Below are 10,975 nucleotides of genomic sequence, written 5' to 3' on the forward strand. Positions count from 1 at the left end.
CGGTCAGGGCGCGTTCCAGTCGGTGGGCCGCACGACGAGAGCCTTCGTCCTGAGCGTCCCGCCGTCCTCGAAGCGCAGGCTGAACTCGACGCGCTGCCCGAGGCGCAGCGGCTCGCGGAGCTCGACCATCACGTCGAGTCCGTACGGCGTCATGGTCAGCGTTCCGTCGGCGGGCACCGTGGCCGCATCGACCATGGACATGCGGGCCGCCCGTTCACCGACGGGCGCGTCGCGCGACAGCATGGCCTCGCCCATCGTCGGCGAGGTCACGGAGACAAGACGGTCCGCGGCCCCGCCGGTGTTGCGGATGCGGAACACGGCGGCCGTGCTCTCGTTGCCCTCGGACGGCAGCAGCACCCGGGCCGCGGTGATGCGGAGTTCGGGTGCGGAGCCGGCGGCTCCGGCGGCGGTCCAGACGGAGAGTCCTCCCAGGGCCAGCGCGCTGGCCGCCGCCGCGGCGAGCGCGGGGAGGGCGGCCGAGGCCCGGAGCCGCAGCCGCTGCGCGGTCGTTCCGGTGGCGCTCACGCGGCGGCCTCCAGCGGACGCGCGGGCCCGCGGCCTCCTCGTACGACATGGGGCGCGGTCGGCTGCCAGGCGCGCAGGCGCAGGCTGTTGGTGACCACGAGCAGCGAGCTGACCGACATCGCGGCGGCCGCGACCATCGGGTTGAGCCACCCTGTCATCGCCAGGGGCACCGTCACAAGGTTGTACCCGAACGCCCACAGCAGGTTCGCGCGGATCGTGCCCATGGTTCTGCGGGCGAGCTTGACGGCGTCCGCGACGACCAGGACGTCCTCGCGGACCAGTGTCACGTCGGCCGCTCCGATGGCGGCGTCCGTGCCGCCGCCCATCGCGATGCCCAGGTCGGCGCCGGCCAGCGCCACCGTGTCGTTGACGCCGTCCCCGACGACGGCGACCCGCAGCCCTTCGGCCTTCAACTCCTTGACGAGCAGGGCCTTGTCCTCCGGGGTGCAGCGCGCGTGCACATCGCTCTCGGGGATGCCGAGTTCGGCGGCGACGGCCCGGGCGGTCGCCTCCCGGTCACCAGTCGCGATGACGGTCCGCAGCCCCAGGCGGCGCAGCCGGTCCACCGCCCGGTATGCCTCGGGCCGCAAGGTGTCCCCGACGGCGATCACGGCCTCGGGCCTGCCGTCCACCCGGACGAGGACCGGGGTGTGCGCGGCGTCCTCGGCCGCGGCGAGCGCGGCGGCCAGCGGTTCGGAGAGCGGGGTGTCGCCCGGGGCGCACACCTCGACGTGCCGCTCCTCGACCCGCCCGGCCACGCCCGCACCGACGCTGGCGGTGAAGTCCGTCGTCCGGGGCAGCGGCCCACCGGACTCCGCCTGCGCGGCGTGCTCAGCGTGCTCCGCGATCGCCCTGCCCAGCGGATGCTCGGAGCCCTGCTCCACCGCGCCCGCCAGACGCAGCGCCGCCCGGTCCCCGATGCCGCCGGGTTCGGCCGTCACCCGGGCCACGCGCATACGGCCGGTGGTGAGGGTGCCGGTCTTGTCGAGTACGACGGTGTCGATCCCCCGCAGCGTCTCCAGGGCGCGCGGTCCCTTGACCAGGATGCCGAGTTGGGCGCCACGTCCGGTCGCGGCGAGCAGGGCGGTGGGTGTGGCGAGCCCCAGCGCGCAGGGGCAGGCGACGACGAGCACCGCCACGGCCACGGTCACCGCGGCCTGCGGGTCGGCACCCGCGCCGAGCCAGAAGCCGAGCACGGTGACGGCAAGGGCGAGCACCACGGGCACGAACACCCCGGCCACCTGGTCCGCGACCCGCTGCGCCCTGGCCTTGCCCGCCTGTGCCTCGGTGACCAGGCGGGTGATGCGGGCGAGGCGGGTGTCATCGCCCACCGCGGTGGCCCGCACGACCAGGAGCCCTCCGGCGTTGACCGCGGCGCCGACCACCGTCGAGCCGGGCGCCGCATCGACGGGTTCGCTCTCGCCGGTGACCAGCGACATGTCGAGGGCCGAACTGCCCTCGACCACGGTCCCGTCGGTGGCGACCTTCTCGCCCGGCCGTACGACGAAGAGCTGGCCGGTCTTCAACTGCCCGATGGGGATCCGCCGTTCGCGCCCGCCGTTCTCGTCGCGCACCGACACGTCCTTGGCCGCGAGTTCGGCCAGGGACCGCAGCGCGGCCCCGGTGTTGTGCTTGGCGCGAGCCTCCAGGAAGCGTCCGGTCAGGACGAACAGCGGTACGGCGACAGCTGCTTCGAGGTAGACGTGCGCCACGTCGCCGGACGCCGAAGGAAGCAGACTGAACGGCATGGTCATGTCGGGCTCGCCCGCGCCGCCGAGGAACAGCGCGTACGTCGACCAGGCGAAGGACGCGATCACCCCCAGGGAGACGAGCGTGTCCATGGTCGCGGCGGAGTGCCGAAGGCCGCGCAGGGCCTTCTGGTGGCACGGCGCCGCACTCCACACGGCCACCGGTGCGGCCAGCGCGAAGCACAGCCACTGCCAGTTGCTGAACTGCAGGGACGGGACCATGGAAAGGATCAGCACGGGTACGGCGAGTACGGCCGTCACGACGAGGCGATCGCGCTGGCGGGTCGCGTCATCGGCGGCCTCGTCACGCGGCGCCGCCCCCGCTCCCTCGGCGGTTTCCGCGGCGGGCGGCTCCGGAAGTGTCGCGGTGAATCCCGCCTGCTCCACGGCCACGACGAGGTCTGCGGGCGCGTACGAGTCGGGGTGGGTGACGCGGGCCATGCCGGTGGCCAGGTTGACCGTCGCGACGACGCCTTCCAGTTTGCCGAGCTTCTTCTCGACGCGGTTCACACAGGCCGCGCACGTCATGCCGCCGACGACCAGATCGGTGGTGGTCTCGGTCGTCGCCGCAAGGCCCGTCGCCATCAGTGCCCCTCCCCCATGTTCATGTCGCCTTCCATGTCGTCGTCCGGGCCGTCGTCGCCGCCCCCGCCGGAGTCCTTGTCGCCGGTGCCTGCGGACTGTTCCTGGCCTGGGTGCAGTCCGGGCGCGACCGGTCCGACGGCCGATCCGGTGGCGTACGCGACGGCGAAGATCACCACGAGGAGGGCGGCGAAGCCCGTCATCGCGGCGGCTGGTCTCCATCGCCGCAGGAGCGTCCGTTCAGCGCCCGCGTCCTGCTGGGAATCGTTCATGTTCCGCTCCTGCACGGGGATACCCGTCGGCTCGCGCCGCCCTGCGGGGGATGGTGGGGGCGGCGCGAGCCGACGGGCAGACATGGAAGGGGCCGCGCCCGGATGGGCTGATCTCCCGCATGGCCCGGTGAGCCATGCTGGCACGGAAGACCGCCGCTGCCGCCAGGCTTCGCCCGCATCCCTTACGTGAGCAATCTCCTGCCGGGGCGCGGGAACTCCCGCGTGGCTCGATCCGACCGTCCGCGAAGGAACGGTCACCGACCGACCTGGGCGTTCACCCTCAACTCGGCCACGGCCGCGGGAACTTATCCTCTCCAGCAGCCGACCACTGTTACGGAGCCCGCCGATCCGCGCCCTTCCGCCGGAGGAGGGCGGCTTCGGAGGGACTCGAAGGGAATCGTTGATGACGCACGACGCGCAGGACGCCTCGCGGGGAACGACGTTGCCGGCCGCGGAGGGCCGCGGCCGCTGGCTGCTGGTGGCCGTCGCAGGGTCACTGTCGTTCGTGGCGATGCTCGACATGAACGTCGTCAATGTCTCCCTCTCCGAGATATCCCGTGACCTGCGTGTCTCGCCCTCGATGGCGCAGTGGGCGGCCCTTGGCTATCAACTCGCTGTCGTCTCCCTGCTGTTGCCCGCGGGCCGCTGGCTGGACGGCAGGGGAACCGGCGCGAAGATCGGGCTGCGGCCCGCCATCCTTGTCTCCGTCACCGGATTCGCCGTGTGCGGCCTGCTCAGCGCGGCCGCGCCGTGGATGGCCTGGCTGACCGTGACCCGGATCGCCCAAGGGGCCTTCGGCTCCATGCTGTTCGTCCTGATGCCGGTGCTCGCGATGCGCGCGGTGCCGCCGAAACTGCGCGCCCGGGCGATGAGCGTGCCGGCCACGCTCGGCCCGCTGGGAGCCGTCACCGGACCGCCCGTGGGCGGCATGCTCCTGGACGCGTTCGGCTGGCGCGCGGTGTTCATCGTCAAACTCCCCGTCTGTATCGGGGCGTTGCTGGTGGCCTCGCGTCTGCTCCCCCGGTCGGGCAAGCTGCACGCGCCCGGCGGGCGGATCCTTGCCGACGCCGCTCTGGTCGGCAGCGGCCTGGCCGCGCTCCTCCTCTCCCTGTCCCTTGCATCGGAGTCCCCCGGCTGGCTGCTCCTCGGGGTGGCCGCGCTGCCCCCGCTGGCGTGGTGGCTGCGCGGCCCCGGTGGCCGGCAGGTCTGCGACGTGGTGCGCGCATCCGGGACACACCGGATCAACACGGCGGTGTTCGCCATCGCGGCCGGCTTCGCCTCCATGCACTTCGTCATGGCCCTGCGGCTGCAGCGCGAGGGCGGTCTCTCCGCCACCGCCACCGGACTGACCATGCTGTCCTTTCCGCTGGCCATGGGCCTCATGGGTCCGCTGGGCGGACGGCTCGCCGACCGGTACGGGCCGCAGGCCAGCGCGCTCGCCGGCAGCGCGATCACCGCGCTGGGCCTCGCGCTTCTCCTGCCGCTGGGCAACGACAGCCTGACCTGGGGAGACATCGCCTGGCGCCTCGCCATCGCCGGATCGGGCATGGGTCTGTACGGCGGCCCGGTGCAGACCCTGGTGATGAGCTCGGCCCCGCCGGGCGCGGTGGGCACGGCGGGTTCCGTCGTGCAGCTGTCCCGCAGTCTCGGCTTCGCCGTGGGGCCCGCCCTGGCCACCGCGGTCTGGGGCATCGCGGGCGCCGCCCGCTCCGCCCTGGTCGTATCGGCCGCGGCCGCCTGTGTCGCGGTCCTGCTGCTGAGCCTGCGGCGGCCCGTACCGGAGCACGAGAAGCCGGGCGCCGACGCCGCGCCTGCGCCGTCCGCCTCCCGCTGACCTCTCCCGGCCTGCCTCATGTCAGCCCGGCGGGCGCGACGGATGCCGCGGCTTCCGTGACCGCGGCGGTACCCTTGGGGTCCGCCGGGGCACGGTGGTCGATGGCGATCAACGGGTCGCCGGTCAGCGGGTGTTCAACCACAGCGGCCCGAACACCGAACACCTCCGCGAGCAGTTCCGGCGTCAGCACCTCGCGCGGCGGCCCTGAGGCCACCACCCTTCCCTGGTGCAGGACATGCAGCCGGTCGCACACCGAGGCCGCGGCGTTCAGATCGTGCAGGGAGACCAGGGCCGTGCGGCGCTGGGCACGCAGCAGGGCGAGCAACTCCACCTGGTGCAGCACGTCCAGGTGGTTGGTCGGCTCGTCCAGGACGAGCACCTCCGGATCCTGGGCGAGCGCCCTGGCGAGCAGGACCCGCTGCCGTTCACCACCGGAGAGTGCCGAGAAGGAACGCCCGCCTGCCTGTGCCATGCCGACCTGTTCAAGTACAGCGGCCACTTTGGCGCGGTCGTTGTCGTCGTCGCCCGCGAAGAGTCGTTTGTACGGGGTCCGGCCCATCGCCACGACCTCGCGCACCGTCAACTCGAAGTCGCCGCCGCGCTCCTGGGGCAGGGCCGCCACCTTGCGCGCGGCCTCCGCGGGCGTCAGCTCCCAGATGTCGCGGCCCGCGACGCGTACCCGCCCCGCGACCGGTCGAAGATGCCGGTACACGGTGCGCAGGACGCTCGATTTTCCGCTGCCGTTCGGCCCGACCAGGCCGGCCACCTCGCCCTCCGCGGCGATGAGGTGGACGCCCGAGACGACAGTGCGCCGAGCGTAGGAGACATTCAACCCCTCAATGTCGATGTTCACCACGGGCCTCCAGGCGCCGGTCGAGCAGATACAGCAGGGCGGGGGCGCCGATCAGTGAGGTCACCACACCGACCGGCAGTTCCTGGGTGTCGAGGGCGGTGCGGCACACGGTGTCGACGATGACGAGCAGCAGCGCGCCGAACAGCGCCGAGACGGGCAGGAGCCGGCGGTGGTCGCCGCCGACGAGCAGCCGGCAGGCGTGCGGCACCATCAGGCCGACGAAGGCGATGGCGCCCGAGACCGCGACCAGGATTCCGGTCAACACGCTTGTCACCACGAAGAGTTCGCGCCGAAGCCGGGTGACGTCGACCCCGAGACCGGCCGCCGTCTCGTCGCCCATCATCACGGCGTTGAGACCGCGGGCCCGCGCCTGGAGCAGCAGCAGCGCGACCGGCACGGCGATGGCGGGGACCGCGAGCGTCGACCAGTTCGCCCCGCTCAGACTGCCCATGAGCCAGAACAGCACGCTCTGCGTCTGCTGCTCGTCTCCGGCCTGGAGTACGAGATAGCTGGTGAACCCGGCGAGGAACTGACCGATGCCGACACCGGCGAGCACGAGCCGCAGGGGCGAGAAATTGCCGCCCCGCCGAGCGATCAACCACACCAGGGCGAAAGTCGCAAGGGCCCCGGTGAACGCCGCCCCGGAGAGGCCGAGCCCCAGCGTGCCGCCCGCGCCCGCGCCGAGCACGATGGCGGCGACGGCACCGAGCGAGGCCCCGTTGGAGATGCCGAGCAGATGAGGGTCGGCAAGCGGGTTGCGCACCAGTGCCTGAACGGCCGTGCCCACCAGGCCGAGTCCCGCGCCCACCGCGGCGGCGAGCAGGGCGCGCGGCAGCCGCAGCTGCCACACGATGAGGTCCGATGTGCCCGGCCGCGCCGGCTGCCCGGTCAGCCGGCGCAGCACCGCGGACAACACCTGGTCCGGGGGGATGTCCGTGGATCCCCAGGACACGGCGCCGGTGAGCGCGAGCAGCAGCGCCGCGCCGAGCAGGGCGGCGAGCACCCCGGGACGCAAGGTGCGCGCGACGGGATCCGCCGCCGGGGTCTTGTCCGCCTCGCGGTTGAGGGACGCCTTGCGGTTGAGGGTGAGGAGGGGCATCTACTGCTCCGCCGCCCGCACCTTGCCGGGGTACAGGGCGTTGGCGATCTTCTCGACGGTGTCGGCGTTGCGGACCCCCGCGATGGTGGTCTCCTCGGAGCCGATCCGCAGGAACTTCCCGTTCTTCACGGCCTTGAGGTCCTTCGTCGCCGGGTTGTTCTCCAGCCACTTCCGCGCGTCGTCGAAGGCCTTGCGCGTCTCGGCCTCGCTGCCCCGGTTGCGTACGGCGAGCTGGATCCAGTCGGGGTTCTTCGCGACCACGTCTTCCCAGCCGACGGGCCGGAACGTGCCCGCGCAGTCCGCGAAGATGTTGCGGGCACCGGCGAGGGTGATCACGGCGTTGCCGATCTGCTTGTTGCAGATCGCCATGGGCTGCTTGGTGCCGGCGTCGTAGTCGAAGAAGAAGTAGCTCGGCCTGTCCTTCGCGGGGACCTTTCCGACGGCCTTCTGCACCGATGCGACCTTGCGGTCCATGGACACGACCAGCTCGGCGGCCCGGTCGCTCTTGCCGGTGACCGCCCCGAACGTGGTGATGTCGGCCTTGACCGTGTCGAGATCCGTCGCGGGCTTCTTGCGCGTCGACGCACAGGCCGTGGACTTCAGGGAGATGTGCTTGATCCCGGCGGCCTTGAACTCCTCGTCGGTGGGCAGGCCGCCCGCGCCGCCCATGTTCATCGGCCCGAACGCGTCGATGAACAGATCGGCGCCGGAGCCGAGCAGCTTCTCCTTGGGAATGACGGCCTTGCTGAGCACGGGTACCTCACGTGCCTGCGCGTCAAGGTCGCCCTTGAACGCGCCCTTGCCGGGCGGGAATCCGGTGCCGATCACCTTGTCACCCACGCCGAGCCGCAACAGCAGCTCCAGAGCGGCCGCGTTGCTGGTCACAATCTTCGTCGGGGTGGAGTCGAACGTCGTCACCCGGCCCTTGCAGTCGGTCGCCCGCACCGCATCCCCCGCGCTGCCTCCGGACTTGCCGGGGTCCTCCGAACCACCGCCGCCACAGCCGGTTGCGAGCAGGGCCAGGGCGGCCATCGCTCCACACCACACACGAATACGCATCAAACACTCCCGAGCCTCTTGCCTCTGGGCTCAAACACGGCCCCGGAGAGGTAGTCGGAAGAGTCGGCCTCCGAGTTCCCGCGAAGTGCGCGACTGTCGCGTTGTCACCCGGGCGGGGGAGTAACAGGAGAGACGCCGAACCTCTCCTGGTACTCCCCCGGGGCGACTTGGAGCACTCGGCGGAACGAGACGCGCATGGACTCCAGGGTGCTGAACCCCGCTTCCTTCGCTATCTCCTCGAGTCCGCCCGGCCTTCCGGGCCGCTCCATCATCCGGCGCGCGGCGCCCACCCGCGCCGACTCGACGTAGCGGCGGGGCGACATTCCCGTATGGGACGCGAAGAGCCGGTTGATGTGGCGGGGGGAGACACCCGCACGCTCCGCAAGGCTCCGCCCCGAGAGGTCCGCACGGAGGTTGTCCGAGATCCACTGCAAGGTGCCGCGAAGGACAGCGTGTTCGACCGTGGGCGGCTTCCAGGGGATGAACTGCAGCTGGCCGCCCGGGCGTCGGGGATAGGAGACGAGCTCCCGGGACACCCGGACCGCCCGCTCCTGGTCGACGTCCTCGGCCATCAGGGACATGGCGAGGTCGATGCCCGATGTGCCGCCGCCGGCGGTGGTCACCCGCCCGTCCCTGACGACCGTCGCCGCCCTGTCGACCTGAACGTCCGGGTACCGCTCGGACAGCAGGTCGCACCACTTCCAGTGGGTCGTGACCCTGCGGCCGCGCAGGGCGCCCGTCTCGGCGAGCAGGAACACCCCCGTGGAAATGGCGGCCACACGTCCGGCCGCCATAGCCAATTCCCCGACCACATCGGCCAGTTGGCCGCCGTGGTCGGGGAATTGACCGTCTCCTGGTATCACCAGTGTGTGCGCGGGCGAGGCGTCTTCGAGCGAGCCGTCGGGCAGCACGGTCAGGCCGCCCGACGTACGCACGGGAGCGCCGCCGGACGACGCGGTGCGTATCTCGTAGACCGGGCCCGGGGCGTCCCCGGCCGCGGCGGACCCGGCGGAGAACGCGTCCATCGGGCCGGAGAAGCTCACCCCCTGGACCCCGTCGTAGAGCACAACAAGGACGTCCCGCTTCATCGCACAGCCCTCCCGCCAGGGGGCGGCGACACGGTCGGGCCGCCGCCGCCCCGGGCCCCCTGCCCGACACAGCACCATCGTGCCCCAACTTCACTTGCGGGAGCCGGACTTGACGCTCCGCTCAGGCAGCCGGGGGCACCACCTGCAGGAAGCCGCTCACACACATCCGCTTGAGGAGCCGAGTCTGTGCGGGGGTCAGACGTCCCGCGATCTCGCCGTACTTGAGAGGGCCGCCGCCGAGCAGTTCCCACAGCTCGTCCACGCCGTCCCTGCGGACATCGGCGTCGATGGTGACGCCGTGCGGGTCGTCGGTGGAGTAGATGCGCCGGCACGGCACCGTGTCGCGCAGCGGGGACGGCACGGAGGCGTGGTTGGTGACGGGGTTGCGCCAGTAGTCGGTCATGCCCGCGAGGACGGCGGGCGGCAGCTGCACATTGATGGGCGGGTTGGTCGCCTTGAACCCCGGCACGAGCAGGGTGACGCTGTCCCGGATGGCCGTCGTGCCGGCCAGCGAGATGACGGCGTCCTCCGTCAGGTCGGCCGGTTCCGCCAGTGCCGAAGCGGCCAGATAGGGGCCTGCCGCGTCCAGGTCCTCCACCTTGCGGCTGCCGTGCGTCATGACCTCCAACAGGCCGTCCTGGAAAGCGGTGTTGAGCAGGGCGTCGAAGGTCTGCTCCCGTATGCCGAGATCGGCTCCGGTGCCGCGGGTGCTCCAGTAGGCGCTGTCGGGGTTGTTCTTCGCGATGGCGTGGTACCACTGGTCGATCATCAGGGCGAAGGTCTCGGCCGTGCCGTGCCACTTGGCGTTGTAGTCCTGCCACAGGTGGCGCCGGTCGGTCTCGCCGAGGCTGCCGTCGGTGGTCTTCTGGATGAGCAGGGCGGCGGCCGCGGCCTGGGTCAGCGCGACGGCGACCCCGGAGGAGAAGAGGGGGTCGACGAAGAAGGCGGCGTCACCCACGAGCAGGTGCCGCTCGTCGTAGTGCGCGAACTCCTCACTGACACGCGAGTAGTTGGTGGCGGTGAGCATGCCGTCGGCCACCGGCACGGCGTCGCCGATCAGGTCCTTCAGATACGGGACCTGGCGCACGGCGGCGAGGAACGTCTCCTGGTCGGTGAAGTCGCTGCCCGGCTCCTTGAGCACGGCCGGGTTGGTGACGATCCCGATGGAGTGGGTCAGGACCCGCTTGCCGTCGATGACCTTCGGCACGGGGATGTACCAGCACCAGCCGTCGCGGAAGGCGAAACAGCCGATGGGCGAGAGGTTGTCCGCGGTGAAGACGTTCCAGTCCGCTTCGATGTTCTGCGTCTGGCCGGCGTTGGTGAAGTGCTGCCAGATGGCGACGTTCTTGAACTGGGAGAGCCAACCGCGTTTGTTGCGGGCCGCGGAGACACTGCTCTGTCGTCCGGAGGCGTCCACGAAGTATCCCGCCCGCACCTCGGACCCGTCGGCGAGGCGGACGACTCCACCCCGCGAGTCGGGCTCGTAGGCGTCGACGGCGAGGCCCTGGAAGACGTCCACACCCACGTCGGCCGCGTGGTCGAGGAGGATGTGGTCGAACTCGGCCCGGTCGACGTGCATGGTCCAGCGCAGCACGCCGTCGCTGTCGTACGGCCTCTTGTCGAAAAGGGCGACGCTGGGCCGCTCCGGGTCCCAGGCATAAATGCCGCCGAATTTCTTCACCCAGCAGGCGCTCGCGAGGACTTTGGGTAATGCCCCGCTTTCCTGCAGGGCGGGTACCACGGGATGAGCGAAAGACTCACCTATGTGTTCGCGAGGGAATACCTCCTTGTCGAAAATGGCGACGCGCAATTCGGTGCGCTGGGCCAGCAGGGCACCGAGAGTGGAACCGGCAGGTCCCCCTCCCATGATGACGACGTCGTAATACTCCCGCACGGTCTGTCACCTTTCCTTCGC

9 protein-coding genes are annotated in these 10,975 nt (G+C 71.4%); 1 reads left to right on the top strand and 8 read right to left on the bottom strand.

What is annotated here, in order from left to right; translation table 11 throughout:
- Nucleotides 1-3: 3 nt before the first annotated feature.
- From AB0O76_RS14370 to AB0O76_RS14380, 3 genes are read right to left on the bottom strand one after another with little or no spacing between them, the layout of a single operon-like run.
- On the bottom strand, nt 4-525 hold the full coding sequence (locus AB0O76_RS14370) for a copper chaperone PCu(A)C (RefSeq protein WP_365489626.1): 522 nt from the start codon (nt 523-525) through the stop codon (nt 4-6).
- Complete coding sequence (locus tag AB0O76_RS14375; RefSeq protein ID WP_365489629.1) at nt 522-2,858, bottom strand: heavy metal translocating P-type ATPase; 2,337 nt, start codon at nt 2,856-2,858, stop codon at nt 522-524. The genes AB0O76_RS14370 and AB0O76_RS14375 overlap by 4 nt, the downstream gene beginning before the upstream one ends.
- A complete protein-coding gene (locus AB0O76_RS14380; RefSeq protein ID WP_365489631.1) occupies nt 2,858-3,127 on the bottom strand; it encodes a hypothetical protein in 270 nt (89 codons plus the stop codon). Before AB0O76_RS14380 ends, AB0O76_RS14375 begins: the two co-directional genes overlap by 1 nt.
- Before the next feature lie 403 nt (nt 3,128-3,530).
- On the opposite strand from AB0O76_RS14380, the gene AB0O76_RS14385 reads away from it, so the two are divergent.
- Nucleotides 3,531-4,961 (top strand): MFS transporter, encoded by a 1,431-nt coding sequence (locus tag AB0O76_RS14385; RefSeq protein WP_365489634.1) that lies wholly within the window; start codon nt 3,531-3,533, stop codon nt 4,959-4,961.
- Nucleotides 4,962-4,977: 16 nt separating this feature from the next.
- Here AB0O76_RS14385 and AB0O76_RS14390 read toward each other — a convergent pair whose 3' ends face one another.
- The 5 genes from AB0O76_RS14390 to AB0O76_RS14410 all read right to left on the bottom strand — a co-directional run bounded on the left by AB0O76_RS14390 (nt 4,978) and on the right by AB0O76_RS14410 (nt 10,954).
- The gene (locus AB0O76_RS14390; RefSeq protein ID WP_365489637.1) at nt 4,978-5,814 is read right to left on the bottom strand and encodes an ABC transporter ATP-binding protein; all 837 of its coding nucleotides are present in this window, start codon (nt 5,812-5,814) and stop codon (nt 4,978-4,980) included.
- Nucleotides 5,798-6,913 carry an iron ABC transporter permease gene (locus AB0O76_RS14395; RefSeq protein ID WP_365489640.1) on the bottom strand — a complete coding sequence of 372 codons (1,116 nt, stop codon included), beginning with the start codon at nt 6,911-6,913 and terminating at the stop codon, nt 5,798-5,800. Before AB0O76_RS14395 ends, AB0O76_RS14390 begins: the two co-directional genes overlap by 17 nt.
- Nucleotides 6,914-7,972, bottom strand: coding sequence for an ABC transporter substrate-binding protein (locus AB0O76_RS14400; protein WP_365489643.1), 1,059 nt, complete (start codon nt 7,970-7,972; stop codon nt 6,914-6,916).
- Nucleotides 7,973-8,076: 104 nt separating this feature from the next.
- Complete coding sequence (locus AB0O76_RS14405; RefSeq protein WP_365489646.1) at nt 8,077-9,060, bottom strand: DJ-1/PfpI family protein; 984 nt, start codon at nt 9,058-9,060, stop codon at nt 8,077-8,079.
- Nucleotides 9,061-9,181: 121 nt separating this feature from the next.
- Entirely contained in the window at nt 9,182-10,954 is a 1,773-nt protein-coding gene (locus AB0O76_RS14410) for a tryptophan 7-halogenase (RefSeq protein WP_365489649.1), read from the bottom strand.
- Between the last annotated feature and the right edge of the window lie 21 nt (nt 10,955-10,975).

The sequence above is a fragment of the Streptomyces sp. NPDC086554 genome (assembly GCF_040686095.1).
In the GTDB taxonomy this organism is placed as follows: domain Bacteria; phylum Actinomycetota; class Actinomycetes; order Streptomycetales; family Streptomycetaceae; genus Streptomyces.